Origin of the sequence: Streptomyces sp. AC512_CC834 (assembly GCF_019049325.1) — a bacterium.
Classification (GTDB): domain Bacteria; phylum Actinomycetota; class Actinomycetes; order Streptomycetales; family Streptomycetaceae; genus Streptomyces.
Genome location: NZ_JAGMUO010000065.1, coordinates 433,062 through 455,172 on the forward strand (window position 1 = coordinate 433,062; position 22,111 = coordinate 455,172).

At 71.2% G+C, this 22,111-nt stretch carries 20 protein-coding genes; 9 read left to right on the forward strand and 11 right to left on the reverse strand.

Annotated features, from left to right (window positions below; translation table 11 throughout):
• Window positions 1-2: 2 nt before the first annotated feature.
• The 3 genes from vanX to KUM40_RS24115 are packed head-to-tail and all read right to left on the reverse strand — an operon-like array spanning window position 3 to window position 2,630.
• A complete protein-coding gene (gene vanX, locus KUM40_RS24105) occupies window positions 3-611 on the reverse strand; it encodes a D-Ala-D-Ala dipeptidase VanX (RefSeq protein WP_217168181.1) in 609 nt (202 codons plus the stop codon).
• The gene (gene vanA-Sc / locus KUM40_RS24110; RefSeq protein ID WP_217168182.1) at window positions 608-1,648 is read right to left on the reverse strand and encodes a D-alanine--(R)-lactate ligase VanA-Sc; all 1,041 of its coding nucleotides are present in this window, start codon (window positions 1,646-1,648) and stop codon (window positions 608-610) included. The genes vanX and vanA-Sc overlap by 4 nt, the downstream gene beginning before the upstream one ends.
• The gene (locus KUM40_RS24115) at window positions 1,641-2,630 is read right to left on the reverse strand and encodes a D-isomer specific 2-hydroxyacid dehydrogenase family protein (RefSeq protein WP_217168183.1); all 990 of its coding nucleotides are present in this window, start codon (window positions 2,628-2,630) and stop codon (window positions 1,641-1,643) included. Before KUM40_RS24115 ends, vanA-Sc begins: the two co-directional genes overlap by 8 nt.
• Window positions 2,631-2,757: 127 nt before the next feature.
• On the opposite strand from KUM40_RS24115, the gene murF reads away from it, so the two are divergent.
• Window positions 2,758-4,101, forward strand: coding sequence for a UDP-N-acetylmuramoyl-tripeptide--D-alanyl-D-alanine ligase (gene murF, locus KUM40_RS24120; RefSeq protein ID WP_217168184.1), 1,344 nt, complete (start codon window positions 2,758-2,760; stop codon window positions 4,099-4,101).
• Between the two features lies 1 nt (window position 4,102).
• Here murF and KUM40_RS24125 read toward each other — a convergent pair whose 3' ends face one another.
• A complete protein-coding gene (locus KUM40_RS24125) occupies window positions 4,103-5,260 on the reverse strand; it encodes a peptidoglycan bridge formation glycyltransferase FemA/FemB family protein (RefSeq protein ID WP_217168185.1) in 1,158 nt (385 codons plus the stop codon).
• Window positions 5,261-5,571: 311 nt separating this feature from the next.
• Between KUM40_RS24125 and KUM40_RS24130 the strand changes: the two genes are divergently transcribed.
• The 4 genes from KUM40_RS24130 (at window position 5,572) to KUM40_RS24145 (ending at window position 8,835) form a co-directional block, all read left to right on the forward strand.
• A complete protein-coding gene (locus KUM40_RS24130; protein ID WP_217168186.1) occupies window positions 5,572-6,267 on the forward strand; it encodes a response regulator transcription factor in 696 nt (231 codons plus the stop codon).
• Window positions 6,260-7,345: a HAMP domain-containing sensor histidine kinase gene (locus tag KUM40_RS24135; RefSeq protein ID WP_217168187.1), complete on the forward strand. Its 1,086-nt coding sequence runs from the start codon at window positions 6,260-6,262 to the stop codon at window positions 7,343-7,345. The genes KUM40_RS24130 and KUM40_RS24135 overlap by 8 nt, the downstream gene beginning before the upstream one ends.
• 153 nt (window positions 7,346-7,498) lie before the next feature.
• Window positions 7,499-8,083 (forward strand): sigma-70 family RNA polymerase sigma factor, encoded by a 585-nt coding sequence (locus KUM40_RS24140; protein ID WP_217168188.1) that lies wholly within the window; start codon window positions 7,499-7,501, stop codon window positions 8,081-8,083.
• Window positions 8,080-8,835, forward strand: coding sequence for an anti-sigma factor domain-containing protein (locus KUM40_RS24145; RefSeq protein ID WP_217168189.1), 756 nt, complete (start codon window positions 8,080-8,082; stop codon window positions 8,833-8,835). The genes KUM40_RS24140 and KUM40_RS24145 overlap by 4 nt, the downstream gene beginning before the upstream one ends.
• Before the next feature lie 86 nt (window positions 8,836-8,921).
• Here the strand turns inward: KUM40_RS24145 and KUM40_RS24150 are convergent, their stop codons facing one another.
• A complete protein-coding gene (locus KUM40_RS24150; protein WP_217168190.1) occupies window positions 8,922-10,172 on the reverse strand; it encodes a phosphatidylserine/phosphatidylglycerophosphate/cardiolipin synthase family protein in 1,251 nt (416 codons plus the stop codon).
• Window positions 10,173-10,490: 318 nt separating this feature from the next.
• Between KUM40_RS24150 and KUM40_RS24155 the strand changes: the two genes are divergently transcribed.
• From KUM40_RS24155 to KUM40_RS24165, 3 genes are all read left to right on the forward strand, one after another.
• Window positions 10,491-12,125, forward strand: coding sequence for an ABC-F family ATP-binding cassette domain-containing protein (locus tag KUM40_RS24155; RefSeq protein WP_217168191.1), 1,635 nt, complete (start codon window positions 10,491-10,493; stop codon window positions 12,123-12,125).
• An 81-nt stretch (window positions 12,126-12,206) separates the two neighbouring features.
• Complete coding sequence (locus KUM40_RS24160) at window positions 12,207-13,835, forward strand: ABC-F family ATP-binding cassette domain-containing protein (RefSeq protein WP_217168192.1); 1,629 nt, start codon at window positions 12,207-12,209, stop codon at window positions 13,833-13,835.
• 46 nt (window positions 13,836-13,881) lie between these two features.
• The gene (locus tag KUM40_RS24165; RefSeq protein WP_217168193.1) at window positions 13,882-14,337 is read left to right on the forward strand and encodes an NAD(P)H-dependent oxidoreductase; all 456 of its coding nucleotides are present in this window, start codon (window positions 13,882-13,884) and stop codon (window positions 14,335-14,337) included.
• A gap of 30 nt (window positions 14,338-14,367) precedes the next feature.
• On the opposite strand, the gene KUM40_RS24170 is transcribed toward KUM40_RS24165, so the two are convergent.
• From KUM40_RS24170 to KUM40_RS24180, 3 genes are all read right to left on the reverse strand, one after another.
• On the reverse strand, window positions 14,368-15,027 hold the full coding sequence (locus KUM40_RS24170) for a fasciclin domain-containing protein (protein WP_217168194.1): 660 nt from the start codon (window positions 15,025-15,027) through the stop codon (window positions 14,368-14,370).
• A gap of 242 nt (window positions 15,028-15,269) precedes the next feature.
• The gene (locus KUM40_RS24175; protein ID WP_217168195.1) at window positions 15,270-16,202 is read right to left on the reverse strand and encodes a M56 family metallopeptidase; all 933 of its coding nucleotides are present in this window, start codon (window positions 16,200-16,202) and stop codon (window positions 15,270-15,272) included.
• 6 nt (window positions 16,203-16,208) lie between these two features.
• Window positions 16,209-16,637 carry a BlaI/MecI/CopY family transcriptional regulator gene (locus KUM40_RS24180; protein WP_217168196.1) on the reverse strand — a complete coding sequence of 143 codons (429 nt, stop codon included), beginning with the start codon at window positions 16,635-16,637 and terminating at the stop codon, window positions 16,209-16,211.
• Between the two features lie 121 nt (window positions 16,638-16,758).
• Here KUM40_RS24180 and KUM40_RS24185 point away from each other — a divergent pair, with 121 nt between their 5' ends.
• Window positions 16,759-17,334 (forward strand): TerD family protein, encoded by a 576-nt coding sequence (locus KUM40_RS24185; protein WP_217168197.1) that lies wholly within the window; start codon window positions 16,759-16,761, stop codon window positions 17,332-17,334.
• On the opposite strand, the gene KUM40_RS24190 is transcribed toward KUM40_RS24185, so the two are convergent.
• The 3 genes from KUM40_RS24190 to KUM40_RS24200 all read right to left on the reverse strand — a co-directional run bounded on the left by KUM40_RS24190 (window position 17,324) and on the right by KUM40_RS24200 (window position 22,098).
• A complete protein-coding gene (locus KUM40_RS24190) occupies window positions 17,324-19,000 on the reverse strand; it encodes a hypothetical protein (RefSeq protein ID WP_217168198.1) in 1,677 nt (558 codons plus the stop codon). The genes KUM40_RS24185 and KUM40_RS24190 overlap by 11 nt on opposite strands.
• Before the next feature lie 121 nt (window positions 19,001-19,121).
• Window positions 19,122-19,799, reverse strand: a complete 678-nt coding sequence (locus tag KUM40_RS24195; protein WP_217168199.1) for a lytic polysaccharide monooxygenase — start codon at window positions 19,797-19,799, stop codon at window positions 19,122-19,124.
• A 247-nt stretch (window positions 19,800-20,046) separates the two neighbouring features.
• Window positions 20,047-22,098: a DUF1996 domain-containing protein gene (locus tag KUM40_RS24200; protein ID WP_217168200.1), complete on the reverse strand. Its 2,052-nt coding sequence runs from the start codon at window positions 22,096-22,098 to the stop codon at window positions 20,047-20,049.
• Window positions 22,099-22,111: the final 13 nt, after the last annotated feature.

Consider the following 22,111-nt stretch of genomic DNA (forward strand, 5'->3'; position numbering starts at 1 on the left):
TCCTACGTGATGGGGAAATCGAAGTAGGTGTCGGGATAAGGCTCGTCGGCGAGCGTGTAGTGCCACCACTCGCACTCGTACGCGCGGAAGCCGCACGTCTCCATGAGGGAACGCAGGTGCTGCCGGTTCCGCGCTTCGGCGGGTGTGATCCCTTGTGCGCCATGATGTGAGAGGGAATCCATCAGGTCATGGCCGCCGCCCATGGGAACGAGTTCACCGGTGGCCAGGTCGTAGAGCGTGAGGTCGACGGTGCTGCCCCGGCTGTGGCCCGACCTGGCGGCCACATATCCCTTCTCGAACATCTCGGCCCTGCGGATATTCGGATAGTGCCGCGACTTGGTCCGGCCGTCCTCCGGCTGCCGCGACCAGCGCAGAAAGCAGTCGACGGCGTGCTGCGGGCGATAGCCGTCCCAGAGCAGCAGGCCGAACCCCCACGTTTCGGCCTTCTCCCGCGCCCGTTCCAGGGCCGCGCACAGAGCCCTCGTACCGACGACTCGGTTGGCCAGGTATCCGTCGACCGGTTTGCCGGTGAAGTTGTCCCACGTGGCGTACTTGGCATCCCAGCGTATTCCGGATGCCAGCTCGTCCACGAAGACGAAGTCGTCCTTCATCGGGTTTTTCCCGTCAGGGCGAGGGACACCGTCCGGTCGATCACTTCGGAGAGCGGCAGGCCCGCGGCCGCCATCATCCTCGGGTAACGGCTGTACGAGGTCATGCCGGGGAAGGTGTTGACCTCGTTGAGGACGACTTCTCCGTTCTCCTTGAGGAACATGTCCACCCGCGAAAGGCCGCTGCATCCCAGGGCGCGGTACACGGCCTTGGCCGTCTCCCGCACGAGGAGCCGTGACTCCTCCGGAATGTCGGCGGGAACGATTGCCGTGGCGTTCTCGGAACCCGTCTCGGGGGCATCCTCCTGGTGGATCCTGAAGAAGCCGTGCGAGAGGTCGATCCGGTCCACCTCGCCCGCGGTCGGATCCGCCGCGTCTCCGAGGATGGCGCAGCCGATCTCGCTGCCGGTGACCGCCTCTTCGATCAGCACCTTCGAGTCGTACTGCCGTGCCAATTCGACTGCGCCCGGCAGTTCCTCTGCCCGGGACACCTTGGTGACGCCGAAGGACGATCCCGAACGGGCCGGCTTCACGAAGACCGGATAGGTGGGCTGGGCCGGATCGACGGTTTCGTCCGCCGTGACGGTCCAGAAGTCCGGCGTGGCGATTCCGGCGCCTCTGGCGACGACGTAGGCAAGGGACTTGTCCATGCACAGAGCGGAACTCTGGATGTCGCAGCCGATGTAGGGGATGCCGGAGAGTTCCAGCAGGCCCTGGATCGCGCCGTCCTCGCCGAGTGTGCCGTGCAGCACGGGGAGCACGACGTCCAGACGGATCGTCGCGTAGCGCCCCTGATCCAGAGTGAGCAGTCCGTGTACGTTGCTGTCCGGCGACAGCACGACGGGGCGGCCGTGGCCGTTCTCCCACTCCGTGTCGGGGCCGTCGCAGAGCCTCCAGGCGCCACTCTTCGTGATCCCGATGTAGAAGGGTTCGTACTTCTCGAGGTCGAGGTTCCGGGCCACCTCGCGCGCCGACTTGACGGAGACGGGGTGTTCCTCGGAACGGCCACCGAAAATGATACCGACCTTAAGCTCAGCCATGCTGGTTCCTGCTTTCGAATGTCAGACAGTTGGTGAGGGAGTTCTCCACGGTGTCGCGCAGGGCGTGGTCCGTGTAGTAGGCGGTGTGCGGACTGATGAGTGCGTTCGGCAACTCCTGCAGCCGCAACAGCGTTTTGCTTTCCATGGGTTTGTCCCGGCAGTCGGCGTAGAAGACGCCTTCCTCGCCTTCGACGACGTCCAGCGCCGCACCGCCCAGCCTGCCGCTTTCCAATTCCCGCAGCAGTGCCTCGGTGTCGATGAGCGCGCCACGTCCGGTATTGACGATCAGCGCGCCGTTCTTCAACTGCGCCAGGCGCCGCCGATTCAGCAGATGGTGCGTCTGCGCGGTGAGCGGCGCATGCAGCGTGACGAGGTCGCTCCGGCGCAGCAGTTCGTCGAGCGGAACGTGCTCGACAGCGGTCCCGGGACGATCGACGGGGCGATTGTCGTGGGCCACGATTCGGCAGCCGAAACCCCGCAGCCGGTCCATGACCGCCGCGCCGATACGGCCTGTGCCGATCACCCCGACGGTCAGATCGCGCAACTCTCTTCCACGCACATCGCTGAGCCGGTAGTCGTGCACGTCGGTGCTCCGGACGGTGGCTTTCGCGTCCCGCATCGCCATCAGCATGAGCATGAGCGTGTAGTCGGCCACGCTGTCCGGAGAGTAGGAGACGTTTTCGACAACGATGCCGATGCCGACCGCGTATTCCACGTCGATGTGGTTGTAGCCGATGCTCCGCGTGGAGATGTAGCCCACGCCGGTTCGGCCGAGCGCACGCAGAGTGGCGTGGGTGATGGGCGTCTTGTGGCCGACGCTGACGCACCGGCCGCCGGCGGCCAGTTCGGCATTGGCTTCACAGACCGGTGCGTCGGTGATGGCCGGACGCACACCGAGGCGGGGTGCCAGCTCGCGGAACAGAGCGACTTCGTCCGGGTCGCACCCGTACATGGTGATGCGGGTCGTTTCGCTGTGGGTCATGCCTCCACTCAAGGCGGCGTGCTGTTGCCGGAACGTATGTGGTTTTCGATACGCCCGCGATACGTCCCACTGCCTTGACTGGAGGCATGACTGACAAAACACTCGACATGACGTCCGGGGAGTCGACGTGATCCCGCTCGCCCTCGCCGAGATCGCCGAGATCGTCGGCGGAAGGGCCGAGGGCGACAGCTCCGTGACCGTGACCGGACCGGCCGTGCTCGACAGCCGGCAGGCCGGTCCCGGGGGCCTCTTCGTCGCCTTCTGCGGCGAGCACGCCGACGGCCACGACTACGCCGAACAGGCCGGCCGGGCCGGTGCGGTGGCCGTGCTCGGCTCCCGGCCCACGCCGCTGCCCACCGTTGTCGTCGAGGACGTCAGGGCCGCGCTGCAGTTCCTCGCCACCCATGTCGTGGCCCGGCTGCGGGACGGGCTGACCGTGGTCGGGGTGACCGGCTCGCAGGGCAAGACCGGCACCAAGGACCTGCTGGCGGCCGTTCTTTCGAGCGCCGCGCCGACGACCGCGACGATCGGCTCGCTCAACAACGAACTCGGCGTGCCGCTCACCATGCTGCGCGCCCAGCCCTCCACCCGGTTCCTCGTCCTGGAGATGGGAGCCCGCCATGTCGGCGACATCACCGCACTCACCGGCCTGGTCGCGCCCGACGTCGCCGTCGTCCTCAACGTCGGCGTGGCGCACCTCGGCGAGTTCGGGTCGCGCGCCGCCATCGCCAGGACCAAGGGCGAACTGGTGCGGGGTCTCGCGCCCGGCGGCACCGCCGTCCTCAACGCCGACGATCCCCGGGTGGTCGCCATGCGCTCGCTCACCGACTGTCCCGTGCTGACCTTCGGCCGGACGGTCCACGCCGACGTACGGGCCCACGACCTGGCCCTCGACCGGCTCGGCCGACCGTCCTTCACCCTGCGGACCGCCGAGGCCTCGGCTCCCGTCGCGCTGCCGCTCGTCGGCGCCCATCAGGCGCTCAACGCGTCGGCCGCCGCGGCGGCGGCACTCGCGGCCGGGGTTCCCCTCGACCTGGCGACGGCGGCGCTGGCCACCGCCTCGCTGTCGCCGTGGCGGCTGGAGCCGCGCGACCTCGCCTGCGGCGCGGCGCTGCTCAACGACTCCTACAACGCCAATCCCGACTCGGCCCGCGCCGCCCTGGACGCCCTGGCGGCCATCGAGGGCGGGCGCCGCATCGCCGTACTCGGCGACATGCTCGAACTCGGCGACGACAGCGAGGCCGAGCACCGCGCCGTCGGGGCGTACGCCGCCGCCCGGGCCGACGTGGTGGCCGCCGTCGGCAAGGCCGCCCGGCCGATCGCCGACGGCGCGGGCGAGCGAGCGGTGCTCCTCGCCGACAACGACGCGGCCGTCGACTGGCTGCGCGGCCACCTCACGACCGGCGATGTGGTGCTGGTCAAGGCCTCCCGCGGGGCCCGCCTCGACGAAGTCGCCACCGCACTCGCCTAGTTCAGCGCCTGCGCCGCCTCATGTAGAGGTCGAAGGCCCGGTAGACCATCGGCCGCAGCGGCAGGTCCCACTCGCCGACGTACCGCACCGCCCGGCCGCCGGTGCCGACCTTGAACCGGACCAGGCCGACGTGCGGGTCGTCGGCGTCGAGGGTGGGGGTGATGCCGCGCAGGTCGTACACGTCGCAGCCGGCCGCGAGCGCGTCGCGGATCATCGCCCACTGGCAGGCGTTGGAGCCGCGCACCTCACGCTTGTCGGTGGCGGATGCGCCATAGGCGTACACCGCGTGGGCCCCGACGCGGACCAGGACGGTGGCGGCGACCAAGTCGCCCTGGTGGCGGGCCAGGTAGAGGGTGATCCGCTGGGGGTCCTCGGCCCTCAGCGCCGCGAACATGGTCTCGAAGTAGCGCAATCCCCTGGGTGTGAAGCGGTCGCGCTCGGCGGTGTGGACGTAGAGGTCGTGAAACGCCTTGAGGTCTTCCGGACTCCCGTCTCCGGCCGTGACCTCGACGCCCTCCTTGGCCGCCTTCTTGATGTTGCGGCGCCACTGCTGGTTCATGCCCCTGAGCAGCTCGCCCTCGGTCCTGCCCGCCAGCGGGACCTCGTACTTGAACTGCGGATGCCCGACGCCGAACCCGTCCCGCGGGTTCTGCGGCAGCCAGCCCGCGTCCTTGAGCCCGCCGCTCACGCGGGCGCCGACCGGGTCGCCCCACCAGCCGGGCAGGTCGGTCAGCCGCCGGATGTCCGGATCGGCGACGCCCTCCTTGACCTGGGCGGCGCTCCAGGTGTCCGTGGCCACCGGCGGGCCGAGCCGGATCGCGAACGCGCCGTGCGCCTTGAGATACGCCGCCAGCGGATCGAGCCACGTACGGATGTCGCCGCTCCAATCGATGACCGGGCCCTCGGGCAGATACGCCAGTGTGAAGCGGTCCAGCCGCGGCACGGGGCGATGCAGGACGAGCCCCGCACCGACCAGGCGCCGGCCGTCGAACCAGCCGAGGGACTCGCTGCGCCACTCGGTCTTGACACGGCCCCACGCCGGGGTCTGCAGAAAGCTGACCGACCGCTGGGCCCGCACGAACGCCGCATGCTCGGCGGCGCTGATCGGCCTGACGACCGGGTTCCCGGCTGCTGCTCGTACTGGTTCGCTGTAGGACATGCCGCCAGTCAAGGCGGCGGAGTGTTGCCCGGGCGTATGCAGTTCTCGATACGCCGACGATATGCCACCACCGGGCGGCTCACCCGTACGGAACCCGGCTGCGCCACGTAGACCGCCGGCGGCGTGCCCTGCACGGTGTGGTGCGGCTACGAAAGAAGCTCAGTCCGGTATTCCGGCGAACGCCGGCCGTCTGCTGAGGCAGAATGAGGGCTGGGTTCGACACATACCGCCAGTGAAAACAACCGGGTGTTGCCGGCACGTAGGCGATTTTCGATACGCGGACGATATATACGGACCCTTATCCTTCGTATATGCGTGTCTTGATTGTCGAGGACGAGCCCTATCTGGCCGAAGCGATCCGTGACGGCCTGCGCCTGGAAGCGATCGCGGCCGATATCGCCGGTGACGGCGACACCGCTCTGGAACTGCTCGGCGTCAACACCTACGACATCGCAGTCCTCGACCGTGACATCCCCGGCCCCTCCGGCGACGAGATCGCCAAGCGCATCGTCGCCTCCGGCAGCGGCATGCCGATCCTCATGCTCACGGCCGCCGACCGTCTCGACGACAAGGCATCCGGGTTCCACCTCGGCGCCGACGACTACCTCACCAAGCCCTTCGCACTCCAGGAACTCGTGCTCCGTCTCCGAGCCCTCGACCGCAGACGGGCCCACAACAGGCCCCCCGTGCGAGAGATCGCCGGTCTGCGCCTGGACTCGTTCCGCCGCGAGGTCTACCGCGACGACCGCTACGTCGGGCTCACCCGCAAACAGTTCGCGGTCCTCGAAGTCCTCGTCGGCGCCGAAGGCGGTGTCGTCAGCGCCGAACAGCTCCTGGAGCGCGCGTGGGACGAGAACGCCGATCCGTTCACCAACGCCGTGCGCATCACGGTCTCCGCCCTGCGCAAACGCCTCGGCGAACCCTGGATCATCGCCACCGTGCCGGGCGTCGGCTACCGCATCGACACGACGTCCGGCGCCGGGCGTGCGGGGGGTGACCGTGGATAGGCGGCCCGGCCTGAGCATCCGCCTCAAACTCACCCTCAGCTACGCCGGATTCCTCACGCTCGCGGGGGCCCTGCTGCTCGTCGCCATGGGAGTGTTCCTCCTGCGATCGGGGTGGTTGCGAACCAACGAATCGGGGGCGGTGCGAGAAAATCCGGTCATCCAGTTCGTGCGCGCCTTCGTCCCAACGGCAGCAGCAGTCATGGTGTTCCTCCTGGTATTCGGCCTCGTGGGGGGTTGGTTCCTCGCCGGGCGCATGCTCGCCCCCCTGGACCGCATCACCCACGCCACCCGCACGGTCGCGGACGGATCGCTGTCCCACCGGATCCGGCTGCCGGGCCGCGAGGACGAGTTCCGCGAACTCGCCGACGCCTTCGACATGATGCTCGCGCAGCTCGAAGCACACGTCGCGGAACAGCGGAGATTCGCGGCCAACGCCTCGCACGAGCTGCGTACCCCGCTGGCGATCTCGAAGACGCTCATCGACGTCGCCCGCGCCGATCCGAACCACGACACCGGCGAACTCGTCGACCGTCTCCACACCGTCAACACCCGGGCCATCGACCTCACCGAGGCGCTGCTCCTGCTCAGCCGCGCCAACCAGCGGTCCTTCACCCGGGAGCACGTCGACCTGTCCCTCGTCGCGGAGGAAGCAGCCGAAACGCTCCACCCGCTCGCGGACAAGCACGGGGTCACTCTCGAGACCAGCGGCGACATCGCCCCCACGACCGGTTCGCCCGCGCTCCTGCTGCAGCTCATCACGAACCTCGTCCACAACGCGATCGTCCACAACGTGCCGCGAGAGGGCACCGTCCGGGTCCACACCGGCGTTCGCCCCAGGACCGTGGTGCTCACCGTCGAGAACACGGGTGAGCGGCTCACCCCCCAGTTGGTCGCGACCCTCACCGAACCCTTCCAGCGCGGCACCGAGCGCACCCACGCCGACCAGGCGGGCGTCGGCCTGGGCCTGGCCATCGTCAAGACCATCACCGAGGCACACGACGGAACCCTCACGCTGACCCCGCGCCGGGCCGGCGGGCTCCGCATCACCGTGGAACTGCCCGCGGCGTCAGGAGCCTGAACCCCGCGCCGCCGGGGCACCGGGTGAGGGACACGCAGGGCCGACGGCACCCCGACCAATCCGCGAGCCGCGCGGCCTCGGATTACCCGGGGACATCCCCGCCCGTCGCATTCTCCGGGAGCAAACGTTGGAGCAACCGTTGGAGCAACCGTCGTGAAGGAAGCCGTACACATCGGCAGAAATCCATCGGCCCAGCCCGATCTGCAGCAGCTCATTCGTGAGGTGGCCCTGGGCGACCAGGACTCCTTCGCCGCCGTGTACGACGCGGTGGCGGGGTCCGTGCTCGGGGTCGCCCGGGGGGTGCTGCGCGACCAGGCGCAGTCGGAGGAGGTCGCACAGGAGGTGCTGGTGGAGGTGTGGCGCACGGCACCCCGCTACCGGCCCGAACGCGGCACGGTGGTCAACTGGATCCTGACCCTGGCGCACCGGCGGGCGGTGGACCGGGTGCGGTCGGTGGAGGCCGCCGCGGCCCGCGACCACAAGGCCGCCCTGCTCGACCGCACGCCCGAGTACGACGAGGTGACCGAACAGGTCGAGACCCGCCTGGAGCGGGAGCAGGTGCGGCGCTGTCTGCGCACCCTGACCGACATACAGCGCCAGTCCGTGAACCTCGCCTACTACCGCGGCCTGACCTACCGGCAGGTGGCCGAGGCGCTCGCGCTGCCGCTCGGCACGGTCAAGACGCGGCTGCGCGACGGTCTCATCCGGCTCCGTGACTGCCTGGGGGTGAGCGCGTGACGCGCACCGAGGACCTGCACAGCTTGACGGGCGCCTACGCCCTGCACGCGCTGCCCGACGACGAGCGCAACGCCTTCGAACGCCATCTGGCGGACTGCGGCACCTGCGAGCAGGAGACCCTGGAGTTCGCCGCCGCGACGGCCCGGCTGGGGCTGGCCGCGACACTCGTGCCCGGGCCCGCCCTCAAGGACCGGGTGCTGCACCGCATCACGAGCGTGCGCCAGGTCCCGCCGGGCGGCGGCACGGTGGAGAAGGCACGCCGCGTCGTGCCCCGCGGGCGCGGCCCGGCCCGCTGGGCGCTGGCCGCCTGCCTGGCCGCCGCGGCGGGCCTGGGCGGCACGGCGGCGTGGCAGTACGAACGCGCGCAGGACGCCGGGCAGCGGGCCACGCAGGCCGAGCGGCGGGCCGAGACCCTGGCCGGAGTGCTGGCCGCGCCGGACGCCGAGTCGCGTACCGCGCGGCTGGCCGGCGGGGCGAGCGGGACGCTGGTCGTCTCCGAGGGCCAGGACCGGGCGGTCTTCCTGGCCTCGGGCATGGCCGAACCGCCGCGAGGCAAGGTGTACCAGCTCTGGTTCGACGACCACGGCACGATGCGGTCGGCGGGCCTGATGGATCCCGGCAGCACCAGTCAGGCGGTGCTGATGGAGGGCGCCGTCGACGGTGCGGCGGGCGTGGGCATCACGGTCGAGCCGGCCGGTGGGTCGAAGCAACCGACCTCCGACCCCATCGCCCTGCTGAGCATGCCGGCCTGAACGGGGTGAGGGCCCCGGCCCCGGTTCGGGCCCTTGTCTCTGTCAGCCGCCTTCCGCCCCGTGGGGGCCCGCGCGGCGGGCGCGGGTCACAGGAACCGGCTCAGCGGCCTGACGGCCAGCTCACGCGCGCGCTGGGCGAGCGGGCGTCTCTTCCATCTGCCCGGCCCGATCAGGTCACTGACCGCCGTGTCCGCCTCGAAGTGCTGGTCCAGGGTCGCGGTGAACTCCTGGTCCAGTACGGCGAGCATGACCTCCTCGTCATGGTCGAGCGAGCGGCGGTTGAAGTTGGTGGAGCCGATCAGGGCGGCGACCCTGTCGACGGTGATGACCTTGGCGTGCATCATCGTCGGCCGGTACTGGTAGATCCTCACCCCGCACGCGGTGAGGTCGTCGTAGTGGTGCTGGCCGGCCAACTGGCAGACCCGCTTGTCGGTGTGCGGGCCGGGCAGCACGATCTCCACCTCGACGCCGCGCCGGGCGGTGGCGCAGAGCAGTTCGACGAAGTACGCGTCCGGGGCGAAGTACGCGGTGGACAGGCGGAAGCGTTCCTCGGCCGACTCCAGCATCACGCGGATCAGGGTCTGCATGTCCTGCCAGCCGAAACTGGCCGAACCCCGCACCACCTGCACCACGGAACCGCCCTGCGCACGGTGTTCGACGAACCGGTCCCGGTCGTCGAAGAGTTCGTCGTGGCACTCGGCCCAGTTCTGTGCGAACGCCGCGGCGATGCCGTCCACCGCGGGCCCCCGGACCTCGACGTGGGTGTCACGCCACTCGTTCTCGTCGCGTGCGTCGCCGCACCACTCCTCGGCGATGCCCACGCCGCCGGTGAAGGCGGTCTCCTCGTCGACGACGAGCACCTTGCGGTGGCAGCGGTGGTTCTGCTTGAGGGGCGAGAGGTGGAGCGGCTTGCGGAACCACGCCACCTGCACCCCGGCCCGCTCCATCGTCCGCAACTGCTCGCCCTCGATCAGCCGGCTGCCGAACCCGTCCAGCAGCAGCCGCACCCGTACCCCGGCGCGGGCCCGCTCGGCGAGGGCCTCGGCGAAGCGGCGGGCGATGTCGCCCTTCCAGTACACGAACGTCATCATGTCCACCGTGTGCTCGGCACGGTCGATCCCGGCCAGCATGGCGGCGAAGATCTCGTCACCGTTGCGCAAAACGGTGAGTGCGTTGCCCTCGGTCGCCGCGATGCCGATCAGTCGCTCCAGCCGCCGCCGTATGCGGGTGACCCGCTGCTCGACGAGGGCGGCGGGGAGAGGGGCGGGGTCGGGGGGTGCGCCCGGTGCCTCGGGAGCCCCCGGGGTCGGCTCCGGCGGTTGCTGCGTACTGGTCATGGCGTTCCCTGGCCGGAACACGACGAGGAAACGTCGGGCCGCGGCGCCCGGTCCGGCACGGGCTGAGCGGCGTGGCGACTGTACCGGTGATACCGGTGCCCCGGCGGACCCGGCTGCTACGCTGGCGGAGACGTTGATCGTGTATCGAGGAGTCGCAGACATGGTGGGTGACGACGACATCTCCGGGTGAGGCCCGGGTGTGATCGGCCACCGGCGGGCGCAGGAGCGCCGCCGCAGTGGCCTCGTCGTCGTTCCCTTTTCCCTGTCTGCCCGGGCAGAGGTCTCTTTCCTGCCCCTCACCTCCATGAGGTCGTCTCCATGTCCGACGCCGCCATTCGCTGCTCGAACCTGTCCTTCTCCTGGCCCGACGACACCCCTGTCTTCGAGGACCTGTCGTTCACCGTGGGCGCGGGCCGTACGGGCCTGGTGGCCCCCAACGGTGCCGGCAAGTCCACCCTGCTCGGACTGATCGCCGGGGAGCTGCGCCCCACCGCCGGCTCCGTGTCGGTGTCCGGTGTCCTCGGCCATCTGCCGCAGACCCTCCCCCTGACCGGCGGCCTCACGGTGGCGGAGGTGCTCGGTGTGGCCGCCGTGATCCGGGCCATCGACGCCGTCGAGTCCGGGGACGTGGCCGAGGAGCACTTCACGGCCATCGGCGACGACTGGGACATCGAGGAGCGCACCCGTGCCCAGCTCGACCGCCTGGGCCTGGCGGGCCTCGCCCTGGACCGGCGGCTGAGCACGCTCAGCGGAGGTCAGGTCGTCTCCCTCGGGCTCGCCGCCCAACTGCTGAAGCGGCCCGAGGTACTCCCGCTCGACGAGCCCACCAACAACCTCGACGCGGACGCCCGCGGCAGGCTCCACGACGTGCTGGCGGACTACAGCGGCTGCCTGGTGCTGGTCAGTCACGATCGGGAGCTGCTCGACCGCATGGAGCGCATCGCCGAACTCGGCCGCGGTGAACTGCGCCTGTACGGCGGCAACTTCACCGCGTACGAAGAGGCCGTCCGTGCCGAGCAGGAAGTCGCCGAGAAGAACGTCCGCAACGCCGAACAGGAGCTGAAGCGGGAGAAGCGGGAGCTGCAGCAGGCCTGCGAGCGCGCCGACCGCCGGGCGAGCAACGCCGCCCGCAATCTCAAGAACGCCGGTCTTCCCCGGATCTTCGCCGGCAATATGAAGCGCGGCGCCCAGGAGTCGGCCGGCCGGGCGGGCCAGACCCACGCCAACCGGGTCGGCGAGGCCAGGGCGCGGCTGGACGCGGCGGAGCGGTCGCTGCGCGAGGAACAGCGCATCGCGCTGGACCTGCCGGAGACCCGCGTGCCCGCCGGACGCACCCTCTTCCTCGGGGAGCGACTGCGGATCCGGCTCGGTGACACGGACGTGTTCACGGGCGAGGGCGTCGACCTGACCGTCCGGGGGCCCGAGCGCATCGCGCTGACCGGCGCCAACGGCACGGGAAAGAGCACGCTGCTGCGTCTGGTCAACGGCGACCTGGACCCGCAGGAGGGCGGGATCAGGCGCGCCGACGGGCGCGTCGCGTACCTCTCCCAACGGCTGGACCTGCTGGATCCCGACCGCACCGTCGCCGAGAACTTCGCCGCCTACGCCCCGGACCGGCCGGAGGCCGAGCGGATGAACCTGCTCGCGCGCTTTCTCTTCCGGGGCGCGGGCGCCCAACTGCCCGTCGGCCTGCTCTCCGGCGGCGAGCGGCTGCGGGCCACGCTGGCCTGCGTCCTGTGCGCGGAACCCGCCCCGCACCTGCTGCTCCTGGACGAGCCGACGAACAACCTGGACCTGGTCGGCGCGGGTCAGTCGGAGAGTGCCCTGAACTCCTACCGGGGGGCCTTCGTGGTGGTCAGTCACGACCGGCGGTTCCTGCGCGAGATCGGCGTCGGCCGGTGGCTGCGGCTGGCCGACGGCGAGCTGACGGAGACGGGGGTTCCCGAGGTGTGATCCGCCGGCGTGCCGACCTGGCCCGCGTCCGAGGCGTGCCGCCCCGCGGGCCGAGCACCGACCACGCTGAACGGATTCACCATGCCCCGACCCGCCCTGCTCGCCCACGACCTCGTACGCACCCTCGGCGCCCGGCGCGTACTCGACGGTGTGTCCCTGACCGCCTCCCCCGGCCACCGCGTCGGACTGATCGGGGAGAACGGCGTCGGCAAGTCGACGCTGCTGCGGCTGCTCGCCGGCGCCGACGAGCCCGACGCGGGGAGTGTCACCCGCCCGCCCGACCTTGGTTTCCTGCATCAGGAGATGCCGTACGAGGTCGACGTCACGCTCGCCGACGTCCTCGACGACGCCCTGCGCGAGGCCCGCGAGGACCTGGCCGAGCTGGAACACCTCACCGCCCGGCTCGCCCGGACCCCGCAGGACTCCCCCGAGTACGCCGGACTGCTCGACACCTACGGCGCACGCCTCGAGCGGGCCCGGGAACGGGAGGCCTGGGACGCCGACCGGCGTGCCGCCCTCGTGCTGGACGGCCTCGGTCTCGGCGCGGTCGGGCACGACCGCACGCTCGGCTCGCTGTCGGGCGGGCAGCGCGCCCGGCTGGCGCTGGCCGCGCTGCTGGTCCGCAGGCCGTCGGCGCTGCTGCTTGACGAACCGACCAACCACCTGGACGACGACGCCGTCGCGTTCGTCGAGGAACAGGTGCGCGCGCTGCCCGGGGCCGTCGTGGTGGCCGGCCACGATCGCGCCTTCCTCGACGCCGTGTGCACGGACCTGATCGACCTGGACCCCTCGATGGACGGTCCGGTCCGCCACGGCGGCGGCTACAGCGACTACCTGGCCGCGAAGCGCGCCGAGCGGGCCCGCTGGGAGCGACGCTGGGCCGAGGAGCAGGAGGAGCTGGCGGCGCTGCGCCGGTCGGCCGGGGTCACGGCCCGCCGCGTCGCCCCGGACCGGGGCCCGCGCGACAACGAGAAGATGGGCTACGGCCGCCGCGCCGGCCGGGTGCAGAACCAGATCTCCCGGCGGGTGCGCAACGCCACCCGCAGGCTGGAGGAACTGGAGCGCGCCCGGGTGGGTGAGCCGCCGCGGCCGCTGCGGTTCGCGGGCCCGGCGCTCACCGCGCCGGCCGCGCCGGACGACGGTCCGCTGGTGGCCCTGCGCGACACCAGGGTGCCGGGACGGCTCTCGCTGGACCGCCTGACGGTGCCGGCCACCGACCGGCTCCTGGTCACCGGGGGCAACGGCACCGGGAAGTCGACCCTGCTGGCCGTGCTCGCTGGCCACCTCGCAGCCGGGGGCGAGGTGCGGCGGCGGCCCGGGCTCACGGTGGGGCTGCTCGCCCAGGACACCGTCTTCGACCGCCCGGAGCGGACCGTGCGGGACACCTACGAGGGGACGCTGGGCGTCGAACGGGCCGAGGCGGTGCCCCTGCGGTCGCTGGGCCTGCTGCACGAGGCGGACCTCGGCCTGCCGGTCGGCCGCCTCTCGGCCGGGCAGCGCCGCCGCCTCGCCCTGGCCCTGCTGGTGGCGTGCCCGCCCCAGTTGCTGCTGCTCGACGAGCCCACCAATCACCTCTCCCCCCGGCTGTGCGACGAACTGGAGGAGGCGCTGGGCAGCGGGCCCGGCGCGGTCGTCGTGGCCAGTCACGACCGGTGGCTGAGGAGAGGCTGGAAGGGCCGGGAGGTCCGCCTGCACGGCGAGAGCGGGTAGGGGGTGTCGTTTGCGGTCGGAGGGTGCCGGGCGGCAGGCTTCGGGGGTGGCCACTTTGCTGATCGTGCATCACACGCCGTCGCCGAACTGCCAGGCGATGCTGGAAGCCGTCGTGTCCGGGGCGACCGCACCCGAGATCGAGGGGGTGCGGGTGGTCCGGCGGGCGGCGCTGGCGGCCACGGCGGTCGACGTGCTGGAGGCCGACGGGTATCTGCTGGGCACCCCGGCCAACCTGGGCTACATGTCCGGGGCGCTCAAGCACTTCTTCGACCAGGTCTACTACCCATGCCTGGACGAGACCCGGGGCCGGCCCTTCGGCTACTACGTGCACGGCGGCAGCGACACCACCGGCGCGGTGCGCGGCATCGAGTCGGTCACGACCGGCCTCGGCTGGCAGCGCGCGGCGCCCGCGGTGAACGTGGCCGGTGAGCCCGCCAAGGCCGACCTGGAGGCCTGCTGGGAGCTGGGGGCCGCGCTCGCCGCCGGGCTGATGGACGACTGATGCCGGGCCGCTCGACGGTGCCCGCCCGCGTCAGCTCTTGGGCATGAGGACGGTGTCGATGATGTAGACGTTGGCGTTGGCGGTCTTCACGTTGCCGCAGACGACCTTGGCGGAGTCGTTGACCGTGTAGGACTCGTCGGAGCCCGAGGTGGTCAGCTTCGACTTCTGCAGGGTGTCGAAGGAGCCGTTCTCCAGGTCCTTGGGGGCGAGCTTCTGGCCCACGACGTGGTAGGTCAGGATGTCGGTGAGCATCGCCTTGTCGTTGAGGACCTTGTCCAGGTCGGCCTTCGGGATCTTGGCGAAGGCGTCGTTGGTGGGCGCGAACACGGTGATGTTCTCGGCGTTGTTGAGGGTGTCGACCAGGCCGGCCTTCTTCACCGCGGTCACCAGCGTGGACAGGGCCGGGTTGTTCGAGGCGGCGGTGGCGACCGGGTCCTTGGCCATGCCGTCGAAGGAACCGGCGCCCTCCTTCGGCACCGTGGAGCAGGCCGGGCCGAACGGCTCGTCCATTCCCGCCATGTCGCCGGAGGTGTCGGAGGACTGCTCGTCGCCGGCCGCGGGCGCCGAGGACTCGGCCTGGGCGGAGTCCGAGGAGCCGCTGTCGCCGTCGTCCGAACAGGCGGCCAGGGACAGGGGCAGGACGGCGGCCGCGACGACGGCGACGGCGGAGCGGCGAATGCGGGCGTTCATGGAATCTCCTGGGAAAAGGGCAGCCCGAAGACTGCGTTGGTGCGGAATACGGTGAAGTGGTGATCGGCGGGATCCGGGTCAGCCCGGCGTGTGGGCGGGCCGTTGTCGGTGTGTTCTCGCTTCTTCCCTCACACGGGGAATCCGGAGCCGGGCGGGCTCCGGATTGCCCGATCACCCGATCGAGTGAGGATGAGGTGCCGACACCCCTGTGACCTGGAGCTTTCCTCGGAGATGAAAGGCGCTCAGATAGGCGTCGCGGCTCGGAGGATGAGGAACATCGTGACGGCGGCGTTGGCGGACGACATCGCCGAGACGGCGGTTCCGGCGGCCGCGGCCCACGCCGCCAGGCCCGCCGAGGTGAACACCGGCGGCCACGCGCGGACCGCGGGAGCGGGCCCCAGCAGGGCCGCCACCCGGCGCGGTACCGGTCCGGGGGCGGCCAGGCCGGCGAGGGTGGCGACGGGCGTGGCCCGGGAGACGAGGGCCGCCTTGCCGATCGCGGTGGCCACCGAACGGCGGTCGCCGACCGCCCGCGCCGCCGCCTCGTCGGCCCAGCGCTCCGCCGTGAAGGACACGGCGGTGCGCAGGGGCCGCAGGAAGGGGTTGGCCAGCGCGGCGAGCCGGACGGCGAGCAGGAAGCGGTGGTGCCGGGCCGCGAGATGGGCGCGCTCGTGGGCGAACAGCGCGCGTCGTTCGCCCGGTTCGAGGCAGTCGAGCAGGGCCGTACTGACCACCACGCGGTCCCGGCGTCCGCCGGGCAGCGCGTACGCGTACGGCACGTCGTCCGGCAGTACGGCCACCCCGGCGCCCGGCAGTCCGGCCAGTGCGCGGTGGGCGCGGCGGCGCACCCGGCCGTGCCGCCACAGGGCTCGTGCCGAGGCCGCGACCACCAGGCACAGCGCGGGAATCGCCGCCTTGCCGACGATCTCGTCGTAGGGCACCGCCGCCCGCACCTCGGGGTCGGACCAGCCGTCGGGCAGTGGGTTGCCCGGCAGTTGTGCGGTGCCGACCACCATCACCAGGGCCAGGCACAGGGTGCTGCACAGGGCCATCACGGCGGCGACGACGGTGAGCAGCCCGGTCGCGGTCCGTGGGTGCAGGTGCTGCTCGGCCAGCCTGGCGATCGGCCATGCCGTGAGCGGCAGGACCAGGGGCAGGAAGACGAAGACTCCCATGCGGTGTCAGCCGTCCTCCGGGGCACGCGTGTGCCCCAGCAGGTCGCGCAGCAGCCGCTCGTCGTCCGGGGCGAGGCCGGTGACGAAGCTGGCCAGTACCGCTTCCCGGTCGCTCTCGGCGTCCAGGACCTTGCGCATCTTGCGCGCGGCGAGTCCCGCCTGGTCCGAGGCGGGGGTCCAGGCGAAGGAGCGGCCCGCGCGCTCCCGGCTCACCGCGCCCTTCTCCAGCAGCCGGGTCAGGATCGTGATCACCGTGGTGTAGGCGAGGTCGCCGCCGAGGTGCTCCTGCACCCAGCCGGCCGTCGCGGGTCCGCCCGCCTCGCGCAGCGCGGCCAGCACCAGTGCTTCCAGCTCGCCCTGCCCCCGCCGCCGCGGACGCCGGTCACCCGTCACCGCCCGCCTCCTTCCGCCGCCGATCACTTTCCGAAGCGACATCGTATAGAAGCGTTTCCTTTGAAGCCTTTGAAGCCTTCCTTCTACAGTGTTGTAGATTGGCGGGCGGGCACACGGACGTGACCAGCAGACGTGATCAGAAGACGCGACGAAGGAGAACGCAGTGGGAGTTTCCCTGGCCAAGGGCGGCAACGTCTCGCTCAGCAAGGAGGCACCCGGCCTGACCGCCGTGCTGGTCGGTCTGGGCTGGGACGTGCGCACCACGACCGGCACCGACTACGACCTCGACGCCTCCGCGCTGCTCCTGGACGCGGCGGGCAAGGTGCTCTCGGACGGGCACTTCGTCTTCTACAACAATCTCACCAGCCCGGACGGCTCGGTCGAGCACACCGGCGACAACCTCACCGGTGAGGGCGAGGGCGACGACGAGGCGGTCAAGGTGAACCTCGCCGGGGTCCCGGCCGAGGTGGACCGGATCGTCTTCCCGGTCTCCATCCACGACGCGGAGAACCGCGGGCAGAGCTTCGGCCAGGTCCGCAACGCCTTCATCCGGGTCGTCAACCAGGCAGGGAACGCGGAACTCGCCCGCTACGACCTCTCCGAGGACGCCTCGACCGAGACCGCGATGGTCTTCGGCGAGCTGTACCGGCACGGCGCCGAGTGGAAGTTCCGGGCGGTCGGGCAGGGGTACGCGTCGGGCCTCGCGGGCATCGCCGCGGACTTCGGCGTCAGCGTCTGACCCGCCTCCGGCTCCGGGCCGGATCGGTGTCGAGGCGGCAGTAGCAGGACGCCTCGACCGGTACGTCCGCCAGAGCGGCGGCAAGCTTCAACTGCTGTGCCAGGATCCGCGCCTCCGCCGCCCTGCCCAGCCGCACCAGGCACTCGTGGAGCCCGTGCAGGGCCCAGACGTTGTTCGGGTGCTGGAGCGGGCGGGGCAGGGTGTCGTCCAGGCCCAGGTCGGCCCGGTAGACCGCCTCGGCCTCGGTGATCCGGCCCTGTTCCAGGAGCAGGGCGCCGTAGGCGTGCCGGGTGGGCTGCATCCAGCCCCAGGGCTCGTCGTAGGGGAGGTCGCCGTCCAGCTCGATCGAGCGTTCCAGGGCGGCGAAGGCGGCGGCGTGGTCGCCCCTGCGGTACTCCAGTTCGCCGTCGAGCATGGCCGAGGCGATGGCCAGGATGTCGGCGCAGGTGTTGTTGAACAGCGTGCGGGACTCCGGCACCCGGACGACCGCCTCGCGGAACAGGTCGCGTTCGGCCTGCGCCTGCGCGACCCGGCCGGTGGCCGAGAGGGCGACGCCGCGGGCGTAGTGCAGCATCGCGGTCGTCACGCAGTACAGGCGCGGGTCGGCCGGCAGCCGCAGGGCGAGGATGTCCGTCCAGCGGCCGAACCGGATCAGCACGTGCACCCGCATGGCCAGGAAGCCCTCGAGCCAGTCGGCCATCGGCGGGCTCTCCACCCGCAGCAGTTCCTCGGGAACGGAGGCCTCAAGCCGGGCGGCGGTGTCGAGGGCGACCTCGTACTGCCCCAGGAACATCGCGCCGTAGATCCTGAAGTGGTAGTTGTGCGAGCGGTAGAGGGTGTAGAAGTTCATCGCCCCAGCACGCGCGCGGTACTTCTCGTCGGCGGCGATCGCGGCGTCGTTGTCCGACACCACGCGGCGGTAGTCGCCGCACAGCACTTCGAGGTGCGACGGCATGTGCAGGAGGTGCCCGGCGTCGGGCACCAGGCCGCGCAGCCGGTCGGCGACCCTGAGGGCCGCCTCGGGGGTGGGGGACATCTCCATCAGGTGGATGTAGAGGTGCAGGACGCCGGGGTGGTCGCGGCCGCCGTCGGCGGCCAGGGCCCGGTCGAGCACCTCCTTCGCCGCCAGGGTGCGCGCCCCCTCCGCGGGCAGTCCCGTGCGCAGGTCCCACAACTGCCAGGGCGTCAGGTTCATCAGGGCGTCGGCGTAGAGGGTGGCCACGTCCGGGTCGTCGGGGGCCCGTTCGTACACGGCGCGCATGCTGTCGGCGTACGGCGCGTTCCACACCGAGCAGTCCTCGACGGCACCCGCCTGCGGGTAGCGGGCGCGCAGGGCGCCGATCAGGGCGCGCTCGACCGGGGTGGCCCGGGTGGCCAGGTCGTGGGCGCGTTCGACGGCGGCGTGGGTGCGGTCCACGGTCCGGGTCAGCTCCTCGGCGCCGAAGGCCTCCCACGGCTTGTTGTAGTTGGGGCCGAGTGCGTATGCGATGCCCCAGTGGGCCATGGCGCAGTCCGGGTCCGCCGCGGTGGCGGCCTCGAAGCACGCGACGGCCTCCTCGTGGTGGAAGGCGTACGTCCACACCAGCCCGCGGTCGAACCACCGCTGGGCCTCGGGCGACGAGGTCGTCACCGGGCGGCCGTGGCTGCCCAGGTCGTAGTAGTCCATGTAGGGACGTATACCGCACGCGGGATGGTCGCGGAGCACTTCGGCGGACGGCCGCACCGGCCGGTGTCCCCGCCGGACGCGGCGCGCCCGGCGGGGGGTGGGGGGACGGGGGTGGCGTGGGTCAGCCGAAGTCGACGTCGCTGCACAGGAAGTACGTCTGGTCCATGTGCGACGCCTGCCAGATCGTGTAGACGACGTGCCGGCCGCTCAGGCCCGAGGTACTCACCGGGATCTCGTAGTTCTGGCTGGGCGCGTAGCTGCCGGTGCGCGCGACCTGCTGAAGGTCACCCCAGGTCAGGGGCTGCGTGGTGGGGTCGAACCCCTGCCGGGTGACGTAGACCAGGAAGTAGTCGGCTCCGTGGCTGGCCTGGTCGTAGAGCTTGACGGTGAAGTCGTCGGTGATGTCCGTGGTCTGCCACGCGCCCACGGCGTCGAGCGAGTTGTAGCGTCCGCCCTCGGTCCGGCCGCCGCTGCAGAGCTGACCGTCGGGGACGACGGCCTGGAAGTCGCCGGCGGAGCCGTTGCGGTACAGGCCGTTCCAGTTCCACATGGCGTTGGGGTTGTCCTGCCACGCCTGCCAGCACATGGGGTCCTGGTCGGCCATGGCCGGGTTCTGGAAGTCGTCTCCCCAGCGCTCCCAGCAGCCGTAGTTGCGGGACGCGGGGTCGACGACCGAGCCGTGGGCGACGGCGGTACCGCTCCAGGGGATCAGGGTGAGCAGGGCCGCGGTCAGGGTGCTGAGGGCGAGGGTCGTCGCTCGTCGGATTCGCTTGGTTTTGATGTGATCATGACAAGTCATGATGTCCTTCTTCCACGTGGGGGGACAACGGAGAGCAAGGGACCCGAGGTGCGAGTGGGGATGCCAGTGGGAGCGCTCCCAAGGTCCCGTCGGAGACCAGGCTGCGCCCGGGTGGGCGGATTGGCAACATTCGAATGAGCCAGTTCCCGCCCCGCGATGGCGTGTTCGTTGCGTTCGATTTGTTCGATTCGTTTGACACGGCGGGCGGGCGGGGTGGTTCCCCCGCCCGCCCGTCGTCATGCCGGTGTCACAGCGCGCGCCGCCTGGAACGGATCAGCAGCACACAGCCGCCGGCGAAGAGGACGCCGCCGAGCGCCGCGGGCCACAGACCGAGTCCGGATCCCGTCTCGGCGAGCCCGCCCTGCGCCTGCGGTTCGTTCGCCGACCCGGCGCCGCCGCCGTTGCCGTTGCCGTTGCCGTTGCCGTTGCCGTTGCCGTTGCCGCCATCGCCGGTGTTCCCGGTCGCCTCGGGTGCGGCCACGGCGCCGCTCACGTCGTCGTCCGGGGCGTCGGCGGGTGTCGTCGCGGCCCTGGGCTCGGCGCTCGCGGAGGCGTCGGCGTCCTGCCCGTCGTTCTGACCGTCGTCCTTCCCGTCGTCCTTTCCGCTGGCCTGCTCGTCCTGGCCGTTGTCCGCGGGTGCCGAGGCCGTGGCGGTCTGCTCGGCGGGGGGCTCCTCGCCCTTGCCGTCGTCCGGCGCCTCGGACGCGTCGGGGGCCTCGGACGGCTGCTCCTGCGGGTCCTCGCCCTGGCCCGGCTCCGACCCCGGGGGCGTGTCGGGACCGCACTCGCGGCCGGAGTTGATGCAGTCGACCATGTCCCGCATCAGGTCCTCGTCGAAGACGTTGATGAAGTCGCTGTGGTCCGTGACCGGCTTGTGCAGTTGCTCCGGGAAGGAGTCGACGGCGAACAGCGGAACGGTCTTCCCCCCGTCCTCGAGGCTGGGCGCGTCGACGTCGTACACGACCCGCTGCACGAGTCGCGGAACGGGCTCGAACCCTTCCGGGCAACTGCCGTCGGCGGCGGGGAACGCCATGTGGGTGCGATGGTTGGCGCTGTCGATGTTGCGGCCGTCCCAGCAGCTCTGGAAGGTGAAGGTGCGCACCACGTCGCTGCCCGAGGGGCAGAGCGGGTACTTGTCCTTGAGCTGCCGGTCCTCGAAGCCGGTGCAGCTCCAGGAGGAGTTCGCGTTGGTATCGCCGTTGACGAACGCCTTCGCGTCGCCGGTGATGATGCGCAGCAGCCGGGGCATCTCCGTGACCTTGCCGCGTTCGTTCCCCTCGAACGTCAGCGTCACTTCGGCCGGTGTGACGATCTCGCCGACGTTGCCCTCGATGCCGCCTCCGGGCGACTGGGCGTCCTGTGCGACGGTGCCGTTCTGCAGCCTGAGCACGGGCCAGTAGTACGAGGACTTGTCGCCCTGGTCCGCGCAGCTCGTGCCGGCGGCGGCCAGGTCCTCGTCGCTGGCGAACGCGTCGTTGTCCTGGTTGCCGACGTAGTCGTGGAAGTGGTGCGCGCCGTTGCTGACGCCGGGGGCGGCGATCAGGTTGTCCGAGTTGAACAGACCCTCGGCGTTGACACCGCAACTGGTGACGAAGGAGCCGGTCGAGGCCTTCTTCTGCCGGGGAGCCCGGACCACGTTGGGCTGGACGGACTTGATGTCGGCGTAGTCCGCCGCCACGGGTCCGTTGCCCGCCTGTCCGCCGTTGCCGGGTTCTTCGCCCTTGTCGTCCTGCTGCCCCTGTTGCTGCTGTTGCTGCCCCTGTTGCTGCTGGTCCGGGCTGCCGCTTGCCGCGTCCGCCGTCGCGATCTCGGTGCGGCGCAGCGTGCACTTCGCCAGCGTGTCCAGGCCCTCGGGGCGGTCACCGGCCTTGTCGATGGCGGCGGCGATGCGCTCGATCGTGGCCGCCCGCTGCTTCTGCAACGGGTCGAGGACGGCGCCCTCGTCGAGGGTGCCGTCGTCCGCGGTGCGGGCCGCTTCCTGGAGCTGGCGGTAGGCCGCGGCGATCTGCTCGTCGAGTTGGGCGAGTTCGGTGTCGACGTCCGGCCGCGCCTGCTCCGGAACGGCCGTGAGCCGCTCGGTCAGGTCGGGGCAGTCGACGGTGGCCGCGACTCCGGAACTGCCCAGGGGAACGGCGTTGTCGCCGGATTCGGTCGCGGAGGCGAAGACGTTCACGGCCACCAGGCCGCTGCCCCCCAGTATCAGCGCGACCGCTCCGAAGGTCGCGCGCCGCGCCCCGGTCGGGCGTCTGCGCCTGTTGTGTCCCAAGGCGTGCTCCTGTGTCGTGACGGACTCGGACATGAAATGCCCCCGG